Below are 25,078 nucleotides of genomic sequence, written 5' to 3' on the forward strand. Positions count from 1 at the left end.
AATACGTGCAACAGATAGCCCGCTCTGTCGCCCTGGCATTTAACAATCTGCCACGACCCCACCGCGTTATGCTGGGGTCGCTTACAGTTCTCACCTTAGCGGTCGCCGTCTGGCGGCCCTATGTTTACCACCCGAGTTCTGCCCCTATCATTAAAACCATTGAGCTTGAAAAGAGCGAAATCCGTTCTTTGCTGCCTGAAGCCAGTGAGCCTATCGACCAGGCGGCTCAGGAAGATGAAGCTATCCCGCAGGATGAGCTGGACGATAAAACCGAGAACGAGGCGGGTATCCACGAATATGTTGTCTCTACCGGGGATACGCTGAGCAGCGTGCTGAACCAGTACGGCATCGACATGGGCAATATCAGCCAGCTGGCGGCTGCGGATAAAGATCTTCGCAACCTGAAAATCGGACAGCAGCTCTCCTGGACACTAACGGCGGATGGCGATCTCCAGCGTCTGACCTGGGAAATGTCCCGTCGGGAAACCCGTACCTACGATCGCACTGCAAACGGTTTCAAGATGACCAGCGAAATGCAGAAGGGTGACTGGGTTAACAGCGTTCTGAAAGGCACCGTGGGCGCGAGCTTTGTCTCCAGCGCGCGCGATGCAGGCCTGACCAGCGCTGAAATCAGCTCGGTGATCAAAGCCATGCAGTGGCAGATGGATTTCCGCAAGCTGAAGAAGGGCGATGAGTTCTCCGTCCTGATGTCCCGCGAAATGCTGGACGGCAAGCGCGAGCAAAGCCAGCTGCTGGGCGTACGTCTGCGCTCCGAGGGCAAAGATTACTACGCGATTCGTGCCGAAGACGGTAAGTTCTATGACCGCACCGGTACGGGCCTTGCAAAAGGCTTCCTGCGCTTCCCGACGGCAAAACAGTTCCGCGTCTCCTCTAACTTTAACCCGCGTCGTCTGAACCCGGTAACCGGGCGCGTCGCGCCGCACCGTGGCGTTGACTTTGCCATGCCGCAGGGCACGCCGGTACTGGCGGTTGGAGATGGTGAAGTGGTGGTGGCCAAGCGTAGCGGTGCCGCCGGATATTATGTCGCGGTACGTCATGGCCGCACTTATACGACCCGCTACATGCACCTGCGTAAGCTGCTGGTCAAACCGGGCCAGAAGGTGAAGCGTGGTGACCGTATCGCGATCTCCGGCAATACCGGACGCTCTACCGGCCCGCACCTGCACTATGAAGTGTGGATCAACCAACAGGCCGTGAACCCGCTGACGGCGAAACTGCCGCGTACCGAAGGCCTGACCGGTAAAGATCGTACTGATTATCTGGCGCAGGTGAAAGAGGTGATGCCGCAGCTGAGCTTAAACTAAGCCCTCTGTTTTTGTTAAAAAAGCCGGCGCACACTGACGCCGGCTTTTTCTTTTGTGCGTGGACGACTGCCTCGCTACACTATCTGAATAAAATTTTGCGTCATCAGACCCTGGATCCAGCATGGAAACCAAAAAAAACAATATTGAATACATTCCTGAGTTTGAAAAATCCTTCCGCCATCCGCGCAACTGGGGCGCCTGGCTTGGTGTTTACGCCTTTGCGGGGATGGCGATGCTGCCTGCCTCTGTTCGCGATCCCGTTCTCGGTAAAATTGGCCGTCTGGCCGGGCGTTTAGGCAAGAGCGCCCGCCGCCGCGCGCAGATCAACCTTTACTACTGTTTTCCTGAGAAAAGCGACGCCGAGCGCGAGGCAATCATTGATGAGATGTATACCACCGCCCCGCAGGCAATGGCGATGATGGCTGAACTGGCGCTGAAAGGGCCGGATAAAATCGTCGATCGCGTTGACTGGAAAGGGCTGGACATCATCGAGGAGATGCGCCGCAACGACGAGAAAGTCATTTTCCTTGTCCCCCACGGCTGGGGTGTTGATATTCCGGCGATGCTGATGGCGTCTCAGGGCCAGAAAATGGCGGCGATGTTCCATAACCAGGGAAATAAAATCTACGATTTTGTCTGGAATACGGTGCGCCGTCGTTTTGGCGGACGTTTGCATGCGCGTAACGATGGCATTAAGCCCTTCATTCAGTCGGTACGTCAGGGCTACTGGGGCTATTATCTGCCGGATCAGGACCACGGCCCCGAGCACAGCGAGTTTGTCGATTTCTTTGCGACCTATAAAGCTACGCTCCCCGCGATTGGCCGCCTGATGAAAGTCTGCCGTGCCCGTGTGATCCCGCTGTTCCCGGTCTATGACGGGAAAACGCATCGCTTGAGTATTGAAGTTCGTCCGCCGATGGATGATTTGCTGACCGCAGACGACCACACGATCGCGCGTCGAATGAACGAAGAGGTGGAGATACTGGTGGGGCCGCATGCCGAACAGTATACGTGGATACTGAAGCTGCTTAAAACGCGGAAACCGGGTGAAACAGAGCCCTATAAACGTAAAGAGCTTTATCCGAGGAAATAAAAAAAGCCCTCTCCATCTGGAGAGGGCTTTTTAACACAGACGTTATTACTCGACGGTCATAACGCGCGTGGTGTTGGTTGAGCCGATGGTGCTCATCACGTCGCCCTGGGTCACAATGACGATATCACCGGATACCAGATAGCCTTTGTCGCGCAGCAGGTTTACGGCATCGTGCGCCGCAGCTACGCCGTCGTTGGTGCTGTCGAAGTGAACCGGCGTCACGCCGCGGTACAGCGCGGTCAGGTTCAGCGTACGTTCGTGACGGGACATGGCGAAGATCGGCAGACCAGAGCTGATACGAGAGGTCATCAGCGCGGTGCGGCCAGATTCGGTCATGGTGATGATCGCGGTAACGCCCTTCAGATGGTTTGCCGCGTACATCGCAGACATCGCTATCGCTTCTTCCACGTTGTCGAACTGCACGTCCAGACGGTGTTTAGAAACGTTAATGCTTGGGATCTTTTCAGCGCCCAGGCAGACGCGCGCCATGGCGGCCACGGTTTCTGCCGGATACTGGCCTGCAGCGGTTTCCGCAGAGAGCATCACCGCATCGGTACCGTCCAGCACGGCGTTAGCCACGTCCATAACTTCTGCACGGGTTGGCATAGGGTTGGTGATCATCGATTCCATCATCTGAGTGGCGGTGATCACCGCGCGGTTCAGCTGACGTGCGCGACGAATCAGCGCTTTCTGGATCCCTACCAGCTCAGGGTCGCCAATTTCCACGCCCAGGTCTCCACGCGCAACCATCACCACGTCGGATGCGAGGATCACATCGTCCATGGCATCCTGATCGCAAACGGCTTCCGCGCGTTCAACTTTCGCGACGATTTTAGCATCGCAGCCTGCATCACGAGCCAGGCGACGCGCATAGTTCAGATCTTCGCCGCAGCGCGGGAAGGAGACCGCCAGGTAGTCAACGCCGATCAGCGCGGCAGTGACGATGTCCGCTTTGTCTTTGTCGGTAAGCGCTTCTGCAGAGAGGCCGCCGCCCAGTTTGTTGATGCCTTTATTGTTGGAGAGCGGGCCGCCGACGGTGACTTCGGTGAACACTTTCATGCCCTGAACTTCCAGCACCTTAAGCTGTACGCGACCGTCGTCGAGCAGCAGGATATCGCCTGGCACAACGTCAGCCGGCAGGCCTTTATAGTCGATACCGACTTTCTCTTTATCGCCTTCGCCTTTGCCCAGGTTGGCATCCAGCAGGAATTTGTCGCCGATATTGAGGAAAACTTTACCCTCTTTAAAGGTCGATACGCGGATTTTTGGACCCTGCAAATCGCCGAGGATAGCAACGTGGCGGCCCAGTTTGGCTGCGATTTCACGCACTTTATCGGCACGTAACTTATGGTCTTCTGGCGTACCGTGAGAGAAGTTCATACGCACCACGTTGGCGCCGGCAGCGATAATTTTCTCAAGATTATTATCGCGATCGGTGGCCGGGCCTAAGGTGGTTACGATCTTGGTTCTGCGAAGCCTTCTGGACATGTAATACTCCGTTGACTGAAACAACTTTGGTGTTGCGTGAACATTGAATCGGCCTTCATCTGCTGCAAGGCAGCGGAGAGTGGACCGAATGCCGTAAATCGTTACATCGTAATTATTGGTTACGTCTTCGTTATCAACTATCAGGGAACATCGCTCTTTATAAGCAATTCTTTATCAAAACGCGATTCCTTCAGCGCTTCCTTGACCCGCTTCAAGTTATCCCGGAATTTTGCGCCCCGACGTAAGGTAAAACCGGTTGCCAGCACGTCAATCACGGTAAGCTGCGCCAGTCGGGAAACCATCGGCATATAAATGTCGGTGTCTTCCGGCACGTCGAGGGTGATCGCCAGCGTCGCCTCACGCGCCAGCGGCGTGCCTGCCGTGGTGAGGGCAATCACCATGGCATCGTTTTCACGGGCCAGCTGTGCCAGCTCTACCTGACTCTTGGTGCGGCCGGTGTGCGAAATCAGTACCACGACGTCATCTTCACTGCAATTCATACAGCTCATGCGTTGCAGCACAATGTCATCGGAATAAATAACCGGGACGTTAAAGCGGAAAAATTTGTTCATGGCGTCATGCGCCACGGCTGCCGACGACCCGAGACCAAAGAACGCAATCCGCTTGGCCTGGGTGAGCAAATCCACCGCGCGATTCACGGAACTCATGTCCAGAGACTGGCGCACGTGGTCAAGCGAAGCCATGGCCGATTCAAAAATTTTCGCGGTATAGGCATCAACGCTGTCGTCTTCATCCACATTACGATTAACATATGGGGTGCCGTTAGCCAGACTTTGTGCCAGATGCAGTTTAAAATCAGGAAAGCCGCGCGTTTCCAGGCTACGGCAAAAGCGATTAACCGTGGGTTCGCTAACACCCGCTTCCTGTGCCAGAGCGGCGATGCTTGAATGAATCGCCTGAGCGGGAGAGGCGAGAATGACCTCGGCCACTTTTCGCTCGGATTTGCTAAGGTGTTCCAGTTGAAACTGGATTTTTTCCAGCATGTTCATGTTAACAGGATGCTCATGGGTGTAAACGATTTCATAAATTGATGAAATCGTGATTCGATTTAGCCGATATTACCCCTGTGGCTTCCATTAAGGGTAACAATCGACAAGATAATGTTGTTGTTTTTTTTCATTACTTGATCGGTGTCGGGTTTTGCTGTGACCCTGTTGCGCAAAGAAACGACGGTTGTTGCGTCATTACGCCGTCGTAATCACCCAGATGGTGAAAAATCGCGGTATCGCACGCGACGATAAGCGCTAATGGTTTCGGGAATGACGTAAAAGCAGTACAGTGCATTGTAATAAAATTACAACGATACCTGGCAGAAGTACCAGGTGATCCAACTGAGGAGAATGACATGGCGGTAACGCAAACAGCCCAGGCATGTGACCTGGTCATTTTCGGCGCGAAAGGCGACCTTGCACGCCGAAAATTGCTGCCTTCCCTGTATCAACTGGAGAAAGCGGGCCAAATTCATCCGGATACCCGTATCCTGGGTGTCGGGCGCGCTGACTGGGACAAGGACGCTTATACCAAAGTCGTCCGCGAGGCGCTCGAAACTTTCATGAAAGAAAAAATTGATGAAAGTTTGTGGGATACCCTGAGTGGACGCCTCGATTTCTGCAACCTGGACGTCAACGACGTCAGCGCATTTACCCGCTTAGGCGCGATGCTGGATCAGAAAAACCGTGTCACCATTAACTATTTCGCCATGCCGCCAAGCACCTTCGGCGCCATCTGCAAAGGTCTGGGCGAAGCCAAACTGAACGCCAAACCGGCGCGCGTCGTGATGGAGAAGCCGCTGGGTACGTCGCTGGCAACCTCGCGTGAAATCAACGACCAGGTGGGCGAGTTCTTTGAAGAGTGCCAGGTCTACCGCATTGACCACTATCTCGGTAAAGAGACGGTTCTGAACCTGCTGGCGCTGCGTTTCGCTAACTCCCTGTTTGTGAATAACTGGGACAACCGCACTATCGACCACGTGGAAATCACCGTGGCGGAAGAGGTGGGGATTGAAGGCCGCTGGGGTTACTTTGACCAGGCCGGCCAGATGCGCGACATGATCCAGAACCACCTGCTGCAAATTCTGTGCATGATTGCCATGTCTCCACCGTCTGACCTGACGGCTGACAGCATCCGTGACGCAAAAGTGAAAGTGCTGAAGTCACTGCGCCGCATCGACCGCTCCAACGTGCGTGAGAAGACCGTCCGCGGTCAGTACACCGCCGGGTTTGCGCAAGGCAAAAAAGTGCCGGGCTACCTGGAAGAAGAGGGCGCGAACAAGTCCAGCAACACCGAGACGTTCGTGGCGATCCGCGTGGATATCGACGACTGGCGCTGGGCGGGCGTTCCGTTCTACCTGCGCACCGGTAAACGTCTGCCGGCTAAATGTTCCGAAGTGGTTGTGTACTTCAAAAACCCGGAACTGAACCTGTTCAAAGAGTCCTGGCAGGAACTGCCGCAGAACAAGTTGACCATTCGTCTGCAGCCGGACGAAGGGGTGGATATCCAGATCCTGAACAAAGTGCCGGGGCTGGATCATAAACACAACCTGCAGACCACCAAGCTGGATCTGAGCTACTCCGAAACCTTCAACCAGACGCACCTGGCCGATGCTTACGAGCGTCTGCTGCTGGAAACCATGCGCGGTATCCAGGCGCTGTTCGTGCGTCGCGACGAAGTGGAAGAGGCGTGGAAATGGGTCGACTCCATCACCGAAGCCTGGGCTGCCGATCAGGATGCGCCAAAACCGTACCAGGCTGGTACATGGGGACCTGTCGCGTCGGTGGCGATGATCACCCGCGATGGCCGCTCCTGGAACGAGTTTGAGTAAGATAATCCTCTAGCTCGAAAGTGTTATTTTACCGGTAACATGATCTAACACAGCTAGTGGCACAATTTTCAACTTTTAAGCTCCGCGTGGATTCACCCGCGGAGCTTTTTTTATTACACTGCCGGAAGTGATTTTGCCCCTGAGCTCCGGACAGCAAGCGTTTCAGCGTTGTTAACAACTGCCAGCGACTTTGTAAACTCCCGAGCCGGACAGATAATTTAGAGGAGCTTTTATGAATCCGACATTGTTACGCGTAACACAGCGCATTATCGAGCGCTCGAAAGAGACCCGTTCGGCCTACCTCGCCCGGATTGAACAGGCAAAGAGCAGCACCGTCCACCGATCTCAGCTGGCCTGCGGGAACCTGGCGCACGGCTTCGCCGCCTGCCAGCCTGATGATAAAGCGTCGCTGAAAAGCATGTTGCGTAACAATATCGCCATTATTACCTCCTATAACGATATGCTTTCCGCCCACCAGCCGTATGAGGTCTATCCCACTATCATCCGTAACGCGCTGCACAGCGTGAATGCGGTGGGCCAGGTGGCGGGCGGCGTACCTGCCATGTGCGACGGCGTGACGCAGGGGCAGGACGGTATGGAGCTGTCCCTGCTGAGCCGCGAAGTGATTGCGATGTCTGCCGCGGTGGGCCTGTCACACAATATGTTTGATGGCGCGCTGTACCTCGGCGTGTGCGACAAGATTGTCCCAGGCCTGGTCATGGCGGCGCTGTCGTTTGGCCATCTGCCTGCGATCTTCGTCCCGTCCGGCCCAATGGCAAGCGGTCTGCCGAACAAAGAAAAAGTGCGTATTCGCCAGCTGTACGCGGAAGGGAAAGCAGACCGTCAGGCGCTGCTGGAGGCGGAAGCTGCGTCCTATCATGCGCCGGGGACCTGTACGTTCTACGGTACGGCTAACACTAACCAGATGGTGGTGGAGTTTATGGGGATGCAGCTTCCGGGCTCGTCCTTCATCCAGCCGGATGCGCCGCTGCGCAAGGCGCTGACCGAGGCCGCGGCCCGTCAGGTCACGCGTCTGACCGGCAACGGCAACGAATGGATGCCGATGGGTAAAATGGTTGACGAAAAAGTCATTGTTAACGGGATTGTCGCGCTGCTGGCAACCGGGGGCTCAACCAACCACACCATGCATCTGGTGGCCATGGCGCGTGCGGCGGGCATTCTGATTAACTGGGATGACTTCTCCGAGATCTCTTCTGTAGTGCCGCTGATGGCGCGCCTGTACCCGAACGGTCCGGCGGATATTAACCACTTCCAGGCTGCAGGCGGCGTACCGCTGCTGATGCGCGAGCTGCTGAAAGGCGGACTGCTGCATGAAGACGTAAATACCGTGGCTGGCTTTGGCCTTCAGCGCTACACCCAGGAGCCGTGGCTGAACAACGGCGAGCTGGACTGGCGTGAAGGGGCGAGCGCGTCCCTTGATGCGCAGGTGATTGCCACTATCGACAAACCGTTCTCTCCTCATGGCGGCACCAAAGTGCTGAGCGGCAACCTCGGTCGCGCGGTAATGAAGACCTCTGCCGTACCGGAAGAAAACCAGGTTATCGAAGCGCCGGCGGTGGTATTTGAAAGCCAGCACGACGTATTACCCGCCTTTGACGCCGGTCTGCTTGATAAAGACTGCGTGGTGGTGGTGCGTCACCAGGGGCCTAAAGCTAACGGGATGCCAGAATTACATAAACTTATGCCACCACTTGGTGTATTATTGGACCGCCGTTTCAAAATTGCGCTAGTCACCGATGGACGCCTCTCCGGGGCATCCGGTAAAGTGCCTTCAGCCATCCACGTGACGCCGGAAGCCTACGACGGCGGTTTACTGGCGAAAGTACGCGATGGTGACATGATCCGCGTGAACGGCCAGACGGGCGAGTTAACCCTGCTGGTGGATGACGCCGAGCTGGCGGCACGTCAGCCCCATATTCATGACCTGAGCGCATCGCGCGTGGGGACCGGACGCGAAATGTTCAGCGCGCTGCGTGAGAAACTCTCCGGTGCGGAGCAGGGCGCAACCTGTATTACGTTTTAAGACGACTTGATTTTAACGATCTGGCGAGAGAAAACTCTGATGAAAAACTGGAAAACAAGTGCAGAAGCAATCCTGACCACTGGCCCTGTCGTGCCGGTTATCGTGGTAAACAAGCTGGAGCACGCTGTACCGATGGCGAAAGCGCTGGTTGCGGGCGGCGTTCGCGTTCTGGAAGTGACCCTGCGCACCGCCTGTGCGATGGATGCTATCCGCGCTATCGCCAAAGAAGTGCCGGACGCCATCATCGGTGCGGGTACCGTTCTCAACGCGCAGCAGCTGGCAGAAGTGACCGAAGCGGGCGCGCAGTTCGCCATTAGCCCTGGCCTGACCGAGCCGCTGCTGAAAGCCGCCACCGAAGGTACCATTCCGTTGATCCCTGGCATCAGCACCGTCTCTGAACTGATGCTGGGCATGGACTACGGTCTGAAAGAGTTCAAATTCTTCCCGGCTGAAGCGAACGGCGGCACCAAAGCGCTGCAGGCGATTGCGGGTCCATTCTCTCAGGTGCGCTTCTGCCCGACGGGCGGTATCTCTCCTGCCAACTACCGTGACTACCTGGCGCTGAAAAGCGTACTGTGCATCGGCGGTTCATGGCTGGTTCCGGCGGATGCGCTGGAAGCGGGCGACTGGGATCGCATTACCAAACTGGCTCGCGAAGCGGTTGAAGGTGCGAAGCAGTAAGCCACTCGCCGCATGAAAAACGGGCCTTACGGCCCGTTTTTTTATCCTGCAACCTTGACGTTCGCAGCGGCCGCTTTCGCTCTTGCCACTGCGTCGTCAACGTTATCCCCGGTGGCTAATGCCACGCCAAGACGGCGGGTTCCGTCGATCTCCGGCTTGCCGAACAGACGTACCTGCAATCCTGCACCCACCGCCCCGTCGACGTTATCAAACGTGACGTTCTGGCTGGTTAACTGCGGCAGGATCACCGCCGAGGCGGCCGGGCCATACTGACGAACACCGCCGACGGGCAGGCCGAGGAAGGCGCGCACGTGCAGGGCGAACTCGGAGAGATCCTGCGAAATCAGCGTGACCATGCCGGTGTCATGCGGGCGAGGGGAGACTTCGCTGAAAATCACCTCATCACCGCATACAAACAGCTCCACGCCGAACAGGCCATAGCCGCCCAGCGCCAGGACGGTTTTACGGGCGATCTCCTGAGCACGCTCCAGCGCCAGGGTGCTCATCTGCTGCGGCTGCCAGGATTCGCGGTAATCGCCATCCTCCTGACGGTGGCCAATCGGGTCGCAGAAATGGACGCCGTCAACGGCGCTGACGGTCAGCAGGGTGATTTCGAAATCAAACTTCACGACGCCTTCGACGATTACGCGACCGGCTCCGGCACGGCCGCCCTGCTGGGCATAATCCCACGCGTTATCCAGGGTGCCGCTGTCGCGAATAAAGCTCTGCCCTTTTCCGGAGGAGCTCATCACCGGCTTAACGATGCACGGGTAGCCAATCTCCTCAACGGCCTGCATGAACGCGGCCTTATCGCCAGCAAAACGGTAGCTCGAGGTGGGCAATCCCAGCTCTTCCGCCGCCAGGCGACGAATGCCTTCGCGGTTCATGGTCAGCTTTGCGGCTTTCGCACAGGGCACCACGCGCTGGCCTTCCTGCTCCAGGGCGATCAGCGTATCGGTGGCGATGGCCTCAATTTCCGGCACTACAAAATCGGGTTTTTCGCGCGTAATCAGCTCACGAAGGGCATCGCCATCCAGCATGTTAATCACATAAGAACGATGGGCGACGTGCATGGCGGGTGCGTCGGCGTAACGGTCTACGGCAATGACTTCCACACCTAAACGCTGGCACTCAATGGCGACCTCTTTTCCCAGCTCGCCCGATCCCAACAGCATCACTCGCGTCGCCGCAGGTCGCAGCGCAGTTCCTAAACGAATCATAACAATCCCCCTGAAAAAGTTGCGCGCAGTATAAACGAAAACGTTTGCGTCTGTCTTGCGCAGGGATAAACGCGAGGGCAGAAATTTGCGCTTCTTTAGCCCGGCCAGACATTTCCTGACGCCCGCTCGCTTACGCTGTGGAACATGTTCACCGTTAAGTGAGGGAAACCATGTCTGGCTGGTTAAATCAACTGCAATCCCTGTTAGGGCAGAAAACATCGTCTGGCGAACGGGACCTCAGCAAACTGCTGGTACCCGGGGCGCTCGGCGGGCTGGCAGGCCTGCTGGTCGCGAATAAATCCTCACGCAAGCTGCTGGCAAAGTATGGTACAGGCGCGCTGCTGGCCGGCGGCGGCGCCATCGCGGGCACCGTGCTGTGGAATAAATACAAGGACAGGGTACGGACCGCGCACAGCGATGAACCGCATTACGGCGAGCACACCTCGCCGCTGGATCTGCGTACCGAACGGCTCATTCTTGCGCTGGTTTTTGCCGCGAAAAGCGACGGGCATATTGACGATAAGGAACGATCGGCGATCGAGCAGCAGCTGCGCGAGGCCGGTGTTGAAGAGAAGGGAAGAGTGCTGGTGGCGCAGGCGATAGAACAGCCGCTCGAGCCGCAGCGTCTTGCGCAAAGTGTGAAAAATGAGGAAGAGGCGCTGGAGCTTTATTTCCTCAGCTGCGCCGCCATCGATATCGATCACTTTATGGAGCGCAGCTACCTTAACGCTCTGGGCGATGCGTTAAAGATCCCTCAGGACGTGCGCGAGGGTATTGAGCGGGATATCCGGGAGCAAAAACAGGCGTTACAGGGATAGCCGTCGCCGTCGCGACGCTGTTTCGCTTGCATCATGCGTGGGTTTTGCCAACCTTATAGGGTGTAAAACTTAAAAGAATGATGACATGCCACCGAAAGCCCGACGTACTCCTTATGCGATCACCACGCATGGCGATACGCGTATAGACAACTATTACTGGCTGCGGGACGATTCTCGCTCCCGGCCAGAGGTACTCGACTACCTGCACGAGGAAAACGACTATGGCCGCAAGGTCATGTCCAGCCAGCAGACGCTTCAGGACCAGCTCCTGAATGAAATGGTGCAGCGTATTCCCCAGCGCGATATCTCCGCGCCCTGGACCAAAAACGGCTATCGCTATCGCCATATTTACGAGCCCGGCAATGAGTATCCCATCTACCAGCGTCAGTCGGTGTTAAGCGCCGAATGGGATGAGTGGGATATTCTGCTCGATGCCAACCAGCGGGCCGCCCACAGCGAGTTTTATACCCTGGGCGGCATGTCCATTTCCCCTGACAACGCGGTGATGGCGCTGGCGGAGGATTATCTCTCCCGCCGCCAGTACGGCCTGCGGTTTCGCAATCTGGAGACCGGCAACTGGTATCCGGAAATGCTGGAAAATGTCTCCCCGGATTTTGTCTGGGCGAATGATTCCGAGACGGTCTACTACGTCAAAAAGCACGCGTCGACGCTGCTGCCTTACCAGGTGTGGCGACATACCGTGGGAACAGACTCCGCTGACGACGAGCTGGTTTATGAAGAGAAAGACGAAACGTTCTATGTCAGCCTGCATAAAACCTCCTCACGCCACTATGTGATTATCTTCCTTGCCAGCGCGACGACGTCGGAAGTTCTGCTGCTGGATGCCGAACTGCCCGATGCCCAGCCGCTCTGTTTCCTGCCGCGCCGTAAGGATCACGAGTACAGCCTGGATCACTTCCAGCACAGCTTTTATCTGCGCTCCAATCGCGAGGGCAAAAACTTTGGTCTCTATAAAACCAAAGTGCGCGATGAGCGCAAGTGGGAGGTGCTTATCCCCGCGCGGGATCAGGTGATGCTGGAAGGGTTCACCCTGTTTACCGACTGGCTGGTGGTGGAAGAGCGTCAGCGCGGGCTGACCAGTATCCGGCAAATCAACCGTAAAACCCGGGAAGTGGTGGGGATTGCGTTTGATGACCCGGCCTACGTGACGTGGATTGGGTTCAACCCTGAACCCGAATCGTCGCGGTTGCGCTACGGCTACTCCTCCATGACCACGCCGGACACCCTGTTTGAGCTGGATATGGATACCGGGCAGCGCCAGGTGATTAAACAGACCGAGGTAAAAGGTTTTGAGTCCGAAAACTACCGCAGCGAGCATCTGTGGGTCACCGCCCGTGATGGTGTGGAGGTGCCGGTCTCGCTGGTCTATCACAAAGGCCATTTCCAGAAAGGCAAAAACCCGATCCTGGTGTACGGCTACGGCTCGTATGGCTCAAGCATGGATGCCGATTTCAGCAGCAGCCGGTTAAGCCTGCTCGATCGCGGCTTTGTTTTCGCCATCGCCCATATTCGCGGCGGCGGTGAGCTGGGCCAGAACTGGTATGAAGACGGGAAATTCCTGAAAAAGAAAAACACCTTCAATGACTACCTCGACGTCTGCGATGCGCTGATTGAGCAGGGCTACGGCGCTCCGCAGCTCTGCTTTGGGATGGGGGGCAGCGCGGGCGGCATGCTAATGGGGGCGGCGATCAACCAGCGTCCCGACCGTTTTAAGGGGATTGTCGCACAGGTACCGTTTGTCGATGTGGTCACGACCATGCTCGATGAATCCATTCCTCTTACCACCGGGGAGTTTGAGGAGTGGGGGAATCCGCAGGATGAGATGTACTACCGCTATATGAAAGAGTACAGCCCGTACGATAACGTTGAGGCGAAAGCCTACCCGCATATGCTGGTCACCACCGGTTTGCATGATTCTCAGGTGCAGTACTGGGAGCCGGCAAAATGGGTGGCAAAGCTGCGGGAGCTGAAAACCGATGACAATCTGCTGCTGCTGTGTACCGACATGGATTCCGGACACGGAGGGAAATCGGGGCGATTTAAATCGTACGAAGGCGTTGCCCTGGAATATGCCTTTTTAATAGGCCTGGCGCAGGAAACGCTGCCAGGCCATGCGGAGCGTTAAGCTTCGCCCAGATAATGTTTCAGCGTTAAGCGCAGTTCCGGGCTCATTCTGTCGAGGTTGTTATACAGCCAGCGCAAATAGCCCGGGTCTTTATCCGCCACCTCGGACACCGGCTTCCCGCGATATTTACCAAAGGTAAACGTGGTCAGCAGCGCGGGACGTCCGGTGATCGTCGCCATTTCATCCGGCGTCCAGCCAGAAATATTCATAATATCAATCAGCAGCGCGGCGGTGATATAGCAGTCATACAGGGCGCGGTGATGGTGAAGCCCCTCAGGGGTACGAACGCTGAGCTTGCGTGACTTGTACAGCGCCATATTGCTGTATTTAATCCCCGGCCACAGACGACGCGCCAGCTTCATGGTGCAAATCCATTCCCCCGGCATTTCAGGCAATACCCGGCGGTCAAAGCTGGCGTTATGCGCGACGTACCACGGGCTACCGTAGTAGTGAGGGATGATCTCTTCGATCCACGGCTTATCCGCCACCATCGATTCGGTAATGCGATGGATAGCCATCGCCTGAGGGCTGATGGGGCGATCGGGACGCACCAGATGGCTCATGGGGTTGACGATTTTACCATCAACCACGTCGACAGAGGCCACTTCCACTATTCCGCCCTGAAGATCGCAAGTTTCGGTATCGATGACGCGCAGCATTGAAAACTCCTGAGCTTAAAACGCCTAGCCTAAAGGAATGATATCGCCTTGCCAACCCTCTCCGCCGAGCGTGCCGGTCACCAGAAGCTCGCCCTTATCCGCGCGCACGACCAGCTGGCCTTTTTCATCCCACAGCGCGCTGCCGCCGCAGGCGTTCGCCATCAGCACCGCAATGGCATATTTATGCGCGAAGCGCTGCAGGTTACTGATGGACTGCCGCCAGCGATTATCCCCCACCGACTGGCAGCTGGTAACAAGCGTTGCCCGGGGATCGAGATTGGGCGAATCGGGATGTGCATCAAGGATGCTAAGGTGTCTATCCCCCGGCACCAGGCTCGCTCCGCGACCTTGCGGATAGCGCAAAATGCGATGGCGAGCGGGCGAAAACAGCACAAGGCCTTTCTGGCACTGGCCATTCTGTTCCAGGGGGAGCCCGGCAATAACGGTAATCTGGTGTAGATGTGCCGCGTTGAGCAGCGGCTCCAGCTGCGCGTCATCGGGCGGGGGAGGTAACGTCGGCGCGCCAGAGCCCGTTAATGAGAGTTCAGGAAAAACCAGCAGTTCGCACCGCTGCCGCGCTGCTTCGGCGATGAAGCGCAGGTGGTGCGTAACATGGTCATCTACGGTCTGATGCAGCCCGCCATACTGGGCTGCCGCTATATTCCAATGTGACATCGTGACTTCCTTATACACTGAGTCGCAGAGATTTAAGAATAGACCCATATTTATCAGGGTTTTCTTATCCTGCCAGATTCCGCGTAAGGAAGTGTAACGACTCGTTAAGCTTATTTAACTTTAGGCTCGTACGGTAAACGGGAGAGATTGACCGAGGCAAGACGGTGGGCGATGAGTCTTTCGCGGAACCAGTCGCGCAGATGGGCGGGCTGTTCCCGTTCCACGACTTCAGCCACGATGGGCATGTTGTAACGTTCTTTGAACGCGACGCCAGCGGCAGCGAGATCGACATTCACTTTATCCATCTCGTCCTGCGGAAGGGCGGCCAGATTGATCTTCATTACCTTCTCCTTTTTATGCGGCGGCAACGTTACCGCGATTGCACGATGATGACAAGCGGAGGCAGGATGATCCTCGACTCGTTTATTATACAGCGTTATTCTTTAGCATACAGACATAACAAAAAGGAATGATTGGATGGGTTTCTCCGCTTCCCGCGCAGTATGCGCACTGATTTTTGTGGCCTCGACAATGATGACGCCCTCCGTGCTTGCACATGCGCATCTTAACCAGCAGGTCCCGGCAGCAGACAGCGTGGTGACCGCACCTCAGGCACTTACGCTGAATTTTTCGGAAGGTATCGAACCTGGTTTTAGCGGTGTGGTGGTAACGGATGCGCAAAAGCAGGTCATCAAAACGGGAACCGTTACGCGCGACGAAAAGAACAAAGCTCAGCTTACCGTGCCGCTGGAACAAACGCTGGCAGCGGGAACTTACCAGGTGGACTGGCACGTGGTCTCCGTAGACGGCCATAAAACCAAAGGCAGCTATCACTTTAGCGTGAAATAGCATGCTGGCGCTGTGTTATGTCGGGTTACGCTTTATCCATTTCGGGGCGCTGATGCTGGTGTTTGGCAATGCGCTTTATAGCGTCTGGTTTGCGCCTTCCTCTCTCCACCGTCTGCTGTCCCGGCGTTTTCAGTCGCAGCAGAAAGTGGCGGCCTTAGTGAGCCTGGCGGCTGCGGTCCTGATGTTTATGCTGCAGGGTGGATTGATGGGCAACGGCTGGGGAGATGTGTTTGCGCCACAGGTCTGGTTCAGCGTGATGGGAACCCGGTTTGGCGGCGTCTGGCTGTGGCAAATGATCCTCGCTGCGATAACTGTCAGTGCCGCATGGCTCGCGCCGCTGAGAGGTTCGCGTCTGCTGCTGCTCGCAATGGGCCAGCTTATCCTGCTGGCTGGGGTAGGTCACGCGGCGATGAACGACGGTCCGATGGGGGCGCTGCAGCGTCTTAATTATGCTTTTCACCTGGTCTGTGCCGCCACCTGGCTTGGCGGATTACTGCCCCTGCTGTTCTGCATGCGACTGGCGAAAGGGCGCTGGCAGAATGCCGCCATCTTTACCATGATGCGCTTCTCGCGCGTGGGGCATTACGCCGTTGCGGGCGTGCTGCTCTCCGGGGTAATAAATGCACTCATGATACTGGGCCTCGATATTCCCTGGCAGGCTGGCTACGTGCAGTTTTTGTTGTTCAAATGTGCGCTGGTGGCATTGATGGTGGTAATTGCGCTGGCAAATCGGTATTTTCTGGTGCCACGGTTTCGTCCGGAGAGCGGACGAGCACAACAGATTTTTATCAGGATGACACAGGCAGAAGTGGTGCTGGGAGCGCTGGTGCTGGCAACGGTCAGTCTGTTCGCCACCTGGGAACCCTTCTGACAAGGTTAAATATCATATGAAAAAGACAGTACTTTCTCTCATATTGCTGGCCTGTACAGGGAGCGCGTTTGCCGCACCGCAGGTCATCACCGTGAGCCGTTTCGAAGTGGGTAAGGACAAATGGGCGTTCAATCGCGAAGAAGTGATGCTGACCTGCCGTCCAGGCCATGCGCTGTATGTCATCAATCCGAGCACGCTGGTGCAATACCCCCTGAATGATACCGCAGAGCAGCAGGTAGCCAGCGGCAAGAGCAGCGGCCAGCCGATTAGCATTATTCAAATCGATGACCCGTCGCATCCGGGACAAAAAATGAGTCTGGCACCGTTTATCGAGCGCGCCGACAAGCTCTGCTAACGTTCGGGTTTCCAATAAAAAACCGCAGATGCTTGCGAAAGCACTGCGGTTTTTCACATTTAATGATGCTCTGGCGCTTTTTTTCCGACCGCTTTAGCGGTGGACTGGAAAACCTGGCGTCGTCATCTATTCTTAAAAGGCAAGGCGACTTAGCCTGCATTAATGCCAACTTTTAGCGCACGGCTCTCTCCCAAGAGCCATTTCCCTGGACCGAATACAGGAATCGTATTCGGTCTCTTTTTATCTGTATGAAAGTAAACGCGTAATCCCAACGCAATCTTTTTCATACAGTGCGTACATCCTGTACGTCCTGCTAAAACATAACACAACACAGCATGCCGAAGTCCAGCCCTTTTTGCCTGTTTTGTTAAATTTTCGTGTGCAGTCGGATAAAGCAAGAGTCATCGTTAAAAGCGGGACTTCACGGATGCCTCTATTTCATCAAGCAGCTCAAAGCGACGGCGATATTCGGCACGTTTTTTACTGGCAATATCTTCAAGGGATTTACGCTCCATTTGCAGAGGCAGCTGCCAGCAGAAGGCCGAAAGCTTTTTACCGTCCAGAGATGCCCAAAATTCATCATAGCTGGCGTGGAAATGGCGGCCTTTGCTCAGGCGATATCGCAACGCGCGGAAAACGTGCCCCTCGTCGCTGACGGCAAAAATCGCCCGGACAGATGACTGCGCAGCGAGCTGAAAAAGAACTTCCATCAACACGCGCTTAGGGAACAGGCCGTGACAGGCGCGGGTGGCCTGTTTAATGACGTCTCGCGATACGCAGCGACGGGGCCCCTGAAGCCCGCCAATGACCATGACTTGCTGACCGTTGCTGCGCGCGATGCTAAAGGTCAGGCTGGCCAGCAGCGTATCCTCGTTGTCGTGTAGCCACAGCGTGCTTTCTCCTTCGCGCTCGGCTTTTCCCGCAGAGGAAGCATTGACCGTATAGGTTACGCCGTCTTTAGCATGGAACTGCACAACGGTTTGCTCCTGCTGGCTTGTCAGGGCCTGAGCGAGACCGCTCTCTTTCAGGCTATCAATCCAGTAGTAATGGTTGACGATAGCGTCGGCGCGATCGTTAGCCGTCAGGCCGCGCATCAGATATTGTCGGTGGGTCTTGCTGGGCAACGTAATTTGAGAGGCCAGCAGCCTGTCGAAATCGTCGCGACCCGAAAGGGCTTCCAGCATGCGATGGGTGGAGGACCAGAACAGAAGCGAGCGTAAAAGGAACTTCAGACGATATTCGCGTTTGCGCCAGATCGGACCCGGCACGCGTTTGCCGTTCACCAGCTCGGAAATAATATTTGTGCGATGCGGATAAAAAACATCGTTATGCAGGTGTGTATTAGACACGTGAAGACCCTCTTTTTTTATACCCTTATTCTAAAGAGCCAATAAAAAGGGATTAATAGCGCGAGGATCTTTATTTCTGTTTGGTTTACCGTTTGTTTGACTTCGTGATGACCGCGCCTGTCTGTTGCCTTTTCTGCGGCGGCTATACTGTTTAAAGGAGGTCCTATGTATCAGCGAATTGAAGGTGGGATGTGGCGTCACGTCTGGGTTGTCAGCGATATACACGGTTGTTACCAGTGGCTTATGGATGAGCTTAAACGCCGTCATTTTAACCCATATGAGGATTTACTTATTTCAGTCGGGGATGTGATCGATCGTGGCCCTGATAGCGTTAAATGCCTGCAGTTAATTCATGAAAAATGGTTTCGTGCTGTGCGTGGAAACCATGAGCAAATGGCTCTTGACAGTCTGGATAATAACGATTTTTCTCTCTGGACGATGAATGGTGGAATATGGTTTTCGCATCTTGAACGCGACCAGCAACAGCTTGCCCTGTCGTTGCTCGACGCCTGTCGCGATTTACCGCATATCATCGAGATAACCTGTGCGAACGGTCTGAATGTGATTGCCCATGCGGATTATCCGGCCGCGGAATACTGTTGGCAAAAACCGGTTAGCGCCCAGCGCGTCTTATGGAACCGCGATAGGCTGATGGGATTTATGGTGGGCAAAGGAGAGGGCATCAGCGGCGCGGATCATTTCTGGTTTGGGCATACGCCCCTCGACAGAAGATACGATTTTAATAATCTTCACTACATTGATACGGGGGCTGTGTTCGACGGTTACTTCACGCTGGCGCAGCTGCAGTAATAAATAACCCGCCTTCGGGCGGGTTCTCTTTAGGTCAGGCAAGACGCATGACCCAGGCATCGGTTTTACTATCGTAATGCTCACGGTAAAGGACAGAATGTTCGCCATCAAGTATTGCCGGGACGCTGGTGTCTGCATCCCATGCATCGAGCTGCATGCACAAATCCGGGTCGGATTTGCAGGGAATACTTAACGTTCGATCGCCTTGTGCTTCGCCGCGCAGCTCTGCGTCGTCGATCTCAAAAGCGCCAATACGCACGCTGGTTTTCGTCATAGTGCTCTCCGGGTCGGTTGTCAAAATCTGGTATGACCAGTGCGATCACCCATTTTTGATCGTAGACAAGGAGAGCAAAATCGCCAGTAAAAAAATGCGCTTTTTTTCAGGCTGTGAGATCGTTACCGGTAAACAGACGGCCATCCCGAACCAGCTCGCGCGGATAGCTGTTTTTCAGCCTTGAGCCGACTTTTTTTGCCAGCCCCAGCGGATATCCCTGATACGTTACGATCACTTCATCGCCTGACGGCGTGCTGTCCGGATAGACATCGCGGCCACGGTACCACTCTTCGGCTTCCTGATGCGTCAGGGCAAAGGTATTCCCGCATCCGGCAAGGGCGATAACGGCCTCATGCTGCCAGCGATAGCCTTTGTTATGCACTTCCGCCAGGCGGATCCCGATTCGCGAAAAACGGACCTTTCCGATGAGCGGCTCGATCTGTGCCGGGAACAGCCATATCTCTTTATCACGCATCCAGGGGTGCAGACTCTCATCCCAGACCAGCCCAACCTTTTCGGCGGCGGCTTCAAGCTGTGCTGCATCGCGACCTTTAAGGGGAGCAAACGGGAAGTTGCCGACCTTAAATTTAGGCGCGGGCAGGGGAGCAACCGCCTGCGTTTTACGCAGACGCGCCACAAAGAACCCTTCGCAGTCGTAAATCTGCGGGAACACGTGGAGGAAACCCTCCGGCGTGACCGCCTCCTGTGCCGAGGCGAACAGATCGTTAAGCGGCAGAAACTCCACGGCATCCGGGTAGTTCGCTTTCAGCCACAGGCAGACGTCTTCGTTTTCATCGCGGTTTAAGGTGCACGTTGAATAGACCAGCGTGCCGCCGGGGCGCAACGCGTGAAATGCGCTCTCGATCAGCTCGCGCTGCGTGACGGCGATCTCAAGATTGCTCTCCACGGACCAGTTCTTTAACGCATCGGGATCTTTACGCACCACTCCTTCGCCGGAGCAGGGGGCGTCCAGCAGAATGGCATCGAAGGCTTCCGGTAAGGCGGCGCCAAACACGCGTCCGTCAAAGTGCGTCAGGGCAACATTATGAATACCGCAGCGGCTGATGTTGGCATGCAGCACCTTCACGCGGCTGGCGGAAAATTCGTTGGCGAGGATCGCCCCGTGGTTACCCATCCGGGCGGCAATTTGCGTGGTTTTTGAGCCGGGCGCCGCGGCAACATCCATCACGCGTTCAGGCGCATTGCCATCGGCGAACAGGGCGGCCACCGGCAGCATCGAGCTGGCTTCCTGAATATAGAACAGACCGCTCAGATGTTCAGCGGTACTGCCCAGCGGCAGCGAGGCTTCGTCATCGCGTTCGATCCAGAAACCCTCGGCGCACCACGGGACCGGCGTAAGCTGCCAGCCGTACGGCGAGACCAGCGCCAGAAAATCATCGACGCTGATTTTCAGCGTGTTGACGCGAATACTTCGGCGTAACGGACGCTGGCTGGCGGCGATAAAATCGTCTAACGACAGGTGAGAGGGAAGCGCCTCGCGCATCTGCGCCAGGAATTGTTCAGGAAGAAATACGGAGTTTTGAGCCACGGGCACACCACAGGGAAAAGTTCAGGTGCGCAGTGTAACATAAAGGCTCCGGTGCGTTGACACCGGAGCCTGTCAGATTAACGCGGCAGGGCGGTTCCCCATTCACGCCACTCTTTCGGTTCGCTTTCGAGCAGCAGGAAGTGTTTACCCGGCTGCGCTTTTGGCGCCAGCGGCGTGCCCGGCGGCGTGGCAAACGCGATACCGCCGCGAATGAACTGGTTGAAGGTGCCGGTTTTCACCACGCCACCCGTCAGGCCAAAGTCCAGTGAATAGCCGGACGCCAGCCAGAATACCGAGTTATTACGGACCAGGTGCTGGTAACGCTCGCTGATGCGTAACGCCACCATTACGCGGTCGGAGAGCGTACCGAGCGTCAGGCCCGTGACCGTACCCACTTCAATGCCGCGGAACAGTACCGGGGTGCCGATGCTGAGCGAGCCCGCTTCCGGCACTTCCACCACGATGCTCAGGCCGCCAAGGTAGCGCGAGTCGGTGATCGTGGCTTCCTGAAGCTCGAAATCACGACGGGCATTGCCCTGGCCCGGCTCAACGTTGATGTACGGCTGCAAAATGGTGTCGAGATGCTCAACGCCCGCGGCCGAGATCTGCGGCGTCACCACCGAGAAGCGCGAACCCGTGCGGGCGAAGGTCTGCACATATTCCGGGTACAGCACAGCGGTGGCCTGCACCTCGTTGCGCGAGGTAATCAGCGTCAGCTTCTGGATCTGCCCGATATCAATGCCGAGATAGCGAATTGGCATACCTTCCGCCAGCTTGCCGGCATCAAACGCGTGCAGGGTAATCTGTCCACCCACGGCGCGTGCGGCGGTTTCGGACGGGAAGAGAATACGCTTATCGCCTTTCCGCAGATTCGCGCCCGCGCCGCTGAGGTTATCGAAGCTAATCGCTCCGCGCAGCGCGCGTGAGAGCGGGGAGGCCTGCACGGTCAGCCCGTTACCGTTAAGCTGAACTTTCGCGCCGCCTTCGGCCCAGAAGACGCTGTTTGGCGTCAGCAGCTTGCGGTACTCCGGCTTGATATGCAGTTCGATATCAAACGCATCCGCACGCGGGCGAACGGTGATAACTTCCCCGACCTCAAACTTGCGGTAGAGCACCACGGAGCCCGCCTGTACGTCCGGCAGCGTCTCGGCGCTTAGCGTCAGCGTGGTGGTAGGGAGATCGCTCAGGCTGTTTTCAACCGCTTTCTCAAGGTTGGCATACAGCGGATAGCTGTCGCGAACGGGGCCTTTATCGCCGGGCAGAATGCGGATGCCGCCGTTAACCCATTCGCTGGCGCTGGCGCCGAGGAACTCCACGCCGTCCAGTCCCACCTTCACATCGACGCGACTGTTCACCACGAATTTGCTGTCACCGTGCACCAGGTCGCTGTACTGCGGATCGATGGCGACCGAGAAGGTCACGCCATTCGCGGAGAGCTTACGCTCCAGCACCTGGCCGACCTGCACGCCGTGTAAAATTAACGGCTGACCGGCTTCGATTCCGTAACTTTCTGGCGCATTCAGCGTGACGGTCACTACGCCCGGCTTTTGCAGCAGGGATTTATCCGCCGGGGCAATCACGAAGCTATTGCTGGGTTTACCTTCGCCGGGGATGAGCTCAAACGTATTGCCGGTCAACAGCGTGCTGAGGCTGGCATCGTTCAGAGAGAGCTTTGGACTGCGCATTTCGATACGCGTTTTCTCGCGCAGGAGATCGACCACGCTCGGATCGACAGTCATTTCGCCGGTGACCGAGCCGCCCGGGTTGAGCGTCATTTTGGTGAGCTGACCAACCTGCAACCCCTGATACATCAGCGGCGTTGCACCCGCTTTTAGCCCCTTAGCATCGGGCAGGGCGAGTTTGACGAGCACGCCCCGCTGGCTGTGCGCCAGGTCAGCGTACAATCCAAATGAGTCATCCGCGGTGGCGGGGCTTGAGTTTTCCGGGGAGTCAAAGGCAATGGCACCATTCACCAGCGCGGCCAGACTTTCCAGCTTCACTTTCGCACCGCTCAGGCTGACGTCCGCATCCACGCCGGAGACGTTCCAGAAGCGGCTGCCTTTTTTCACCAGATTGGTGAAGCGACGCTCGATCAGCACGTCTATGGTGACGCCCTGTTTATTCGGGTTGATCGCGTAATCGTACACGCGGCCAACCGGGATTTTGCGGAAATAGACCAGCGAACCGCTGTTCAGAGAACCGAGATCCGGCGCCTGCAGATGGATCATTAAATCGCCGTTGTTGAGGCGGTACTTGGGCTGTGTATCCAGGGCAACAAAGTGATCCTGCGGCTCACCTTTACCCGGCATCATGCCGATATAGTTACCGCCCACGAGCGCATCCAGCCCGGACACGCCGGCCAGAGAGGCTTTTGGCGTCACCAGCCAGAACTGCGTTTCGCTGCGCAGGGCATCCTGCATGTCAGATTTAATACTGACCCGCACCTGAATCTTGTTCAACCCTTTTCCAAGGGAGATATCCTGAACCGTACCCACTTCAACCCCCTGGAAGCGAACGGGCGTTCGCCCGGCGACGATGCCGTCGGCGGTCTGAAAATCAATGGTGACGGTACTCCCGCGATCTTCATAGCTCGTCCAGATAAGCCAGCCTGCAATCATCAGGGCGATGACGGGCAGCAACCAGAATGGCGAAATGCGGCGTTTTGTTTTAATTCTCGCTTCAGTCGGCGAAGCGGGGGTTTCCTGACTCATGTGCATCCCAAAGTAAGCGGCTATCCAGCCATTCCACAGCAAGAATAGTCAATATCACCGCAGAGCCGAAATAAAAAGCCGCGGGTCCCATTGTAAAAGCAAGTAGCTGGTCGCGATTGATGAGCGACATCATCAGCGATATCACGAACAGATCTAACATTGACCAGCGGCCAATCCAGGTGACGAACCGCAGCAGCAGAATGCGGGTCCGTAAGCCTTGTTCACATTTAAAGTGAATGCTGATGAGCAGGGTAAACATCACCACCACTTTGGTAAAGGGAACCAGGATACTGGCAATGAAGACGATCGCCGCCACCCCGACGTTGCTGTGCGCAAGGGAGATAATCCCGGAGAGGATAGTATCCTCCTGACGCCCGCCATTCACGTAAATGATGGAAATCGGCAACATATTGGCTGGGATCAGAAACACCAGGGAAGCGATCAGCGCGGCCCAGCATTTTTGCAGGCTGTTGTTGCGCCGCAGCCTCAACGGAATGTGGCACCGCGGGCAGCGACCACGCGCGTCGGGCAAGCCGGTATAGTGACATCCCAGACAGACGCGCAGATTTTCATCAGGACGCGTGGCGGGGCGCTGAGGGTAAAATCGCTCCCAGAGCTGTTCAACGTTCAGGTGGATAAGCGTCAGTATGCTCAGCAATACCAGGCTGATGAAAGCAAAGAGTCCGATGCCGGGCTGCAAAAAGGCGTAGTCCTGTACCTTTATTGACGCAACGCCCACGCCCACCAGATAAATATCCAGCATCACCCACTCTTTGAGCTTGTCCAGCATCAGCAGAACCGGGCGAAGGTTCATGCCGAGAATATTGCCAAACCACAGATAGGCAATGGCGGCGACCAGCACCAGCGGCGCGCCAACGGTACAGAACAGCACCATTGCAGCGGTGATGGGATCCCCCTGACGGGTCATCTGCCAGATACCCTGCAGCACGTTGGCGTCAATGCGCACGCCAAGCAGGTAGAGTTTCAGCAGCGGTTCGCTCCAGGCGAAGGGCATCAGCAGCAGCATGGTGACGGCCATGGCGGCGAGGCGGGTGAGCGACCAGTCGCGGCCATCGCGAATTTTGGCGTCGCAGCGGGGACAAAAGGCACTTTGGTGCGATTTCATCTTCGGCAACATAAAAAGCGTATCGCACTGGGGGCAACGCTGATAATGTGCACGTGGCAAAGCTTCGCTTACCGTATGGACAGTTATCTTTCTTGTCGGCGTAATTTTGGTTGTTTTTAAGGCCATCAGCTGCGCACAAATAAGTATTGTTGAAAGTTATAATAACTCATGAACGGATTCATCTTGAGCATGA

General features: G+C 56.2%; 23 protein-coding genes. 11 read left to right on the plus strand and 12 right to left on the minus strand.

The window, feature by feature from the left end; all coding sequences use genetic code 11:
- Window positions 1-5 precede the first annotated feature (5 nt).
- The gene (gene mepM / locus ADJ24_RS04580) at window positions 6-1,325 is read left to right on the plus strand and encodes a murein DD-endopeptidase MepM (RefSeq protein ID WP_023312231.1); all 1,320 of its coding nucleotides are present in this window, start codon (window positions 6-8) and stop codon (window positions 1,323-1,325) included.
- Window positions 1,326-1,446: 121 nt separating this feature from the next.
- Window positions 1,447-2,418, plus strand: a complete 972-nt coding sequence (gene lpxM / locus ADJ24_RS04585) for a lauroyl-Kdo(2)-lipid IV(A) myristoyltransferase (RefSeq protein ID WP_023312230.1) — start codon at window positions 1,447-1,449, stop codon at window positions 2,416-2,418.
- A 45-nt stretch (window positions 2,419-2,463) separates the two neighbouring features.
- Here lpxM and pyk read toward each other — a convergent pair whose 3' ends face one another.
- Together pyk and ADJ24_RS04595 are read right to left on the minus strand one after the other, a co-directional pair.
- Window positions 2,464-3,906, minus strand: a complete 1,443-nt coding sequence (pyk, locus tag ADJ24_RS04590) for a pyruvate kinase (protein ID WP_008500455.1) — start codon at window positions 3,904-3,906, stop codon at window positions 2,464-2,466.
- Between the two features lie 140 nt (window positions 3,907-4,046).
- The gene (locus ADJ24_RS04595) at window positions 4,047-4,916 is read right to left on the minus strand and encodes a MurR/RpiR family transcriptional regulator (protein WP_023312229.1); all 870 of its coding nucleotides are present in this window, start codon (window positions 4,914-4,916) and stop codon (window positions 4,047-4,049) included.
- Window positions 4,917-5,272: 356 nt separating this feature from the next.
- On the opposite strand from ADJ24_RS04595, the gene zwf reads away from it, so the two are divergent.
- The 3 genes from zwf to kdgA all read left to right on the plus strand — a co-directional run bounded on the left by zwf (window position 5,273) and on the right by kdgA (window position 9,473).
- Window positions 5,273-6,748: a glucose-6-phosphate dehydrogenase gene (gene zwf, locus ADJ24_RS04600; protein ID WP_023312228.1), complete on the plus strand. Its 1,476-nt coding sequence runs from the start codon at window positions 5,273-5,275 to the stop codon at window positions 6,746-6,748.
- Between the two features lie 232 nt (window positions 6,749-6,980).
- Window positions 6,981-8,792 (plus strand): phosphogluconate dehydratase, encoded by a 1,812-nt coding sequence (gene edd, locus ADJ24_RS04605; protein ID WP_023312227.1) that lies wholly within the window; start codon window positions 6,981-6,983, stop codon window positions 8,790-8,792.
- Window positions 8,793-8,831: 39 nt separating this feature from the next.
- A complete protein-coding gene (kdgA, locus tag ADJ24_RS04610) occupies window positions 8,832-9,473 on the plus strand; it encodes a bifunctional 4-hydroxy-2-oxoglutarate aldolase/2-dehydro-3-deoxy-phosphogluconate aldolase (RefSeq protein WP_014884307.1) in 642 nt (213 codons plus the stop codon).
- A 41-nt stretch (window positions 9,474-9,514) separates the two neighbouring features.
- Here the strand turns inward: kdgA and purT are convergent, their stop codons facing one another.
- Window positions 9,515-10,693, minus strand: coding sequence for a formate-dependent phosphoribosylglycinamide formyltransferase (gene purT / locus ADJ24_RS04615; protein WP_023312226.1), 1,179 nt, complete (start codon window positions 10,691-10,693; stop codon window positions 9,515-9,517).
- A 170-nt stretch (window positions 10,694-10,863) separates the two neighbouring features.
- Here purT and ADJ24_RS04620 point away from each other — a divergent pair, with 170 nt between their 5' ends.
- Both ADJ24_RS04620 and ptrB read left to right on the plus strand, forming a co-directional pair.
- On the plus strand, window positions 10,864-11,511 hold the full coding sequence (locus ADJ24_RS04620; protein WP_023312225.1) for a tellurite resistance TerB family protein: 648 nt from the start codon (window positions 10,864-10,866) through the stop codon (window positions 11,509-11,511).
- A gap of 85 nt (window positions 11,512-11,596) precedes the next feature.
- Window positions 11,597-13,657: an oligopeptidase B gene (ptrB, locus tag ADJ24_RS04625; protein ID WP_048702266.1), complete on the plus strand. Its 2,061-nt coding sequence runs from the start codon at window positions 11,597-11,599 to the stop codon at window positions 13,655-13,657.
- On the opposite strand, the gene exoX is transcribed toward ptrB, so the two are convergent.
- The 3 genes from exoX to ADJ24_RS04640 all read right to left on the minus strand — a co-directional run bounded on the left by exoX (window position 13,654) and on the right by ADJ24_RS04640 (window position 15,332).
- A complete protein-coding gene (gene exoX / locus ADJ24_RS04630) occupies window positions 13,654-14,316 on the minus strand; it encodes an exodeoxyribonuclease X (protein WP_023312223.1) in 663 nt (220 codons plus the stop codon). The two genes, ptrB and exoX, sit on opposite strands and share 4 nt — an antisense overlap.
- A 24-nt stretch (window positions 14,317-14,340) precedes the next feature.
- Window positions 14,341-14,991 (minus strand): carbon-nitrogen hydrolase family protein, encoded by a 651-nt coding sequence (locus ADJ24_RS04635; RefSeq protein WP_023312222.1) that lies wholly within the window; start codon window positions 14,989-14,991, stop codon window positions 14,341-14,343.
- A gap of 110 nt (window positions 14,992-15,101) precedes the next feature.
- Complete coding sequence (locus ADJ24_RS04640) at window positions 15,102-15,332, minus strand: DNA polymerase III subunit theta (RefSeq protein WP_013096102.1); 231 nt, start codon at window positions 15,330-15,332, stop codon at window positions 15,102-15,104.
- 136 nt (window positions 15,333-15,468) lie between these two features.
- On the opposite strand from ADJ24_RS04640, the gene yobA reads away from it, so the two are divergent.
- From yobA to ADJ24_RS04655, 3 genes are read left to right on the plus strand one after another with little or no spacing between them, the layout of a single operon-like run.
- Entirely contained in the window at window positions 15,469-15,840 is a 372-nt protein-coding gene (yobA, locus tag ADJ24_RS04645; protein WP_023312221.1) for a CopC domain-containing protein YobA, read from the plus strand.
- A gap of 1 nt (window position 15,841) precedes the next feature.
- The gene (gene copD, locus ADJ24_RS04650) at window positions 15,842-16,711 is read left to right on the plus strand and encodes a copper homeostasis membrane protein CopD (RefSeq protein ID WP_023312220.1); all 870 of its coding nucleotides are present in this window, start codon (window positions 15,842-15,844) and stop codon (window positions 16,709-16,711) included.
- Window positions 16,712-16,727: 16 nt separating this feature from the next.
- Window positions 16,728-17,066 (plus strand): YebY family protein, encoded by a 339-nt coding sequence (locus tag ADJ24_RS04655; RefSeq protein WP_023312219.1) that lies wholly within the window; start codon window positions 16,728-16,730, stop codon window positions 17,064-17,066.
- A 149-nt stretch (window positions 17,067-17,215) separates the two neighbouring features.
- Here ADJ24_RS04655 and ADJ24_RS25335 read toward each other — a convergent pair whose 3' ends face one another.
- Complete coding sequence (locus ADJ24_RS25335; protein ID WP_164090392.1) at window positions 17,216-17,353, minus strand: hypothetical protein; 138 nt, start codon at window positions 17,351-17,353, stop codon at window positions 17,216-17,218.
- A gap of 120 nt (window positions 17,354-17,473) precedes the next feature.
- Entirely contained in the window at window positions 17,474-18,415 is a 942-nt protein-coding gene (locus ADJ24_RS04660; protein WP_023312218.1) for a VirK/YbjX family protein, read from the minus strand.
- 165 nt (window positions 18,416-18,580) lie between these two features.
- On the opposite strand from ADJ24_RS04660, the gene pphA reads away from it, so the two are divergent.
- Window positions 18,581-19,225, plus strand: coding sequence for a protein-serine/threonine phosphatase (gene pphA, locus ADJ24_RS04665; RefSeq protein WP_047173214.1), 645 nt, complete (start codon window positions 18,581-18,583; stop codon window positions 19,223-19,225).
- A gap of 34 nt (window positions 19,226-19,259) precedes the next feature.
- Here pphA and ADJ24_RS04670 read toward each other — a convergent pair whose 3' ends face one another.
- The 4 genes from ADJ24_RS04670 to yebS form a co-directional block, all read right to left on the minus strand.
- Window positions 19,260-19,499 carry a YebV family protein gene (locus tag ADJ24_RS04670; protein WP_008500472.1) on the minus strand — a complete coding sequence of 80 codons (240 nt, stop codon included), beginning with the start codon at window positions 19,497-19,499 and terminating at the stop codon, window positions 19,260-19,262.
- Window positions 19,500-19,605: 106 nt separating this feature from the next.
- Window positions 19,606-21,048, minus strand: coding sequence for a 16S rRNA (cytosine(1407)-C(5))-methyltransferase RsmF (gene rsmF, locus ADJ24_RS04675; protein ID WP_032668479.1), 1,443 nt, complete (start codon window positions 21,046-21,048; stop codon window positions 19,606-19,608).
- 77 nt (window positions 21,049-21,125) lie between these two features.
- Entirely contained in the window at window positions 21,126-23,759 is a 2,634-nt protein-coding gene (locus ADJ24_RS04680; RefSeq protein ID WP_023312214.1) for a PqiB family protein, read from the minus strand.
- Window positions 23,728-25,011 (minus strand): membrane integrity lipid transport subunit YebS, encoded by a 1,284-nt coding sequence (yebS, locus tag ADJ24_RS04685; RefSeq protein WP_023312213.1) that lies wholly within the window; start codon window positions 25,009-25,011, stop codon window positions 23,728-23,730. Before yebS ends, ADJ24_RS04680 begins: the two co-directional genes overlap by 32 nt.
- Window positions 25,012-25,078: the final 67 nt, after the last annotated feature.

The sequence above is a fragment of the Enterobacter sp. 940_PEND genome, assembly GCF_001059415.1.
Taxonomy (GTDB): domain Bacteria; phylum Pseudomonadota; class Gammaproteobacteria; order Enterobacterales; family Enterobacteriaceae; genus Enterobacter; species Enterobacter cloacae_M.

Bases quoted from the DNA above. Each gene is read 5' to 3' on its own strand.
- edd (WP_023312227.1), top strand. From the start codon at position 6,981: ATGAATCCGACATTGTTACGCGTAACACAGCGCATTATCGAGCGCTCG.
- exoX (WP_023312223.1), bottom strand. From the start codon at position 14,316: ATGCTGCGCGTCATCGATACCGAAACTTGCGATCTTCAGGGCGGAATA.
- ADJ24_RS04670 (WP_008500472.1), bottom strand. From the start codon at position 19,499: ATGACGAAAACCAGCGTGCGTATTGGCGCTTTTGAGATCGACGACGCA.
- ADJ24_RS04640 (WP_013096102.1), bottom strand. From the start codon at position 15,332: ATGAAGATCAATCTGGCCGCCCTTCCGCAGGACGAGATGGATAAAGTG.
- pyk (WP_008500455.1), bottom strand. From the start codon at position 3,906: ATGTCCAGAAGGCTTCGCAGAACCAAGATCGTAACCACCTTAGGCCCG.
- pphA (WP_047173214.1), top strand. From the start codon at position 18,581: ATGTATCAGCGAATTGAAGGTGGGATGTGGCGTCACGTCTGGGTTGTC.
- yobA (WP_023312221.1), top strand. From the start codon at position 15,469: ATGGGTTTCTCCGCTTCCCGCGCAGTATGCGCACTGATTTTTGTGGCC.
- ADJ24_RS04595 (WP_023312229.1), bottom strand. From the start codon at position 4,916: ATGAACATGCTGGAAAAAATCCAGTTTCAACTGGAACACCTTAGCAAA.
- copD (WP_023312220.1), top strand. From the start codon at position 15,842: ATGCTGGCGCTGTGTTATGTCGGGTTACGCTTTATCCATTTCGGGGCG.
- ADJ24_RS04680 (WP_023312214.1), bottom strand. From the start codon at position 23,759: ATGAGTCAGGAAACCCCCGCTTCGCCGACTGAAGCGAGAATTAAAACA.
- ADJ24_RS04620 (WP_023312225.1), top strand. From the start codon at position 10,864: ATGTCTGGCTGGTTAAATCAACTGCAATCCCTGTTAGGGCAGAAAACA.
- kdgA (WP_014884307.1), top strand. From the start codon at position 8,832: ATGAAAAACTGGAAAACAAGTGCAGAAGCAATCCTGACCACTGGCCCT.
- lpxM (WP_023312230.1), top strand. From the start codon at position 1,447: ATGGAAACCAAAAAAAACAATATTGAATACATTCCTGAGTTTGAAAAA.
- ptrB (WP_048702266.1), top strand. From the start codon at position 11,597: ATGCCACCGAAAGCCCGACGTACTCCTTATGCGATCACCACGCATGGC.
- yebS (WP_023312213.1), bottom strand. From the start codon at position 25,011: ATGGCCTTAAAAACAACCAAAATTACGCCGACAAGAAAGATAACTGTC.
- zwf (WP_023312228.1), top strand. From the start codon at position 5,273: ATGGCGGTAACGCAAACAGCCCAGGCATGTGACCTGGTCATTTTCGGC.
- purT (WP_023312226.1), bottom strand. From the start codon at position 10,693: ATGATTCGTTTAGGAACTGCGCTGCGACCTGCGGCGACGCGAGTGATG.
- ADJ24_RS25335 (WP_164090392.1), bottom strand. From the start codon at position 17,353: ATGAAAAAGATTGCGTTGGGATTACGCGTTTACTTTCATACAGATAAA.
- ADJ24_RS04635 (WP_023312222.1), bottom strand. From the start codon at position 14,991: ATGTCACATTGGAATATAGCGGCAGCCCAGTATGGCGGGCTGCATCAG.
- ADJ24_RS04655 (WP_023312219.1), top strand. From the start codon at position 16,728: ATGAAAAAGACAGTACTTTCTCTCATATTGCTGGCCTGTACAGGGAGC.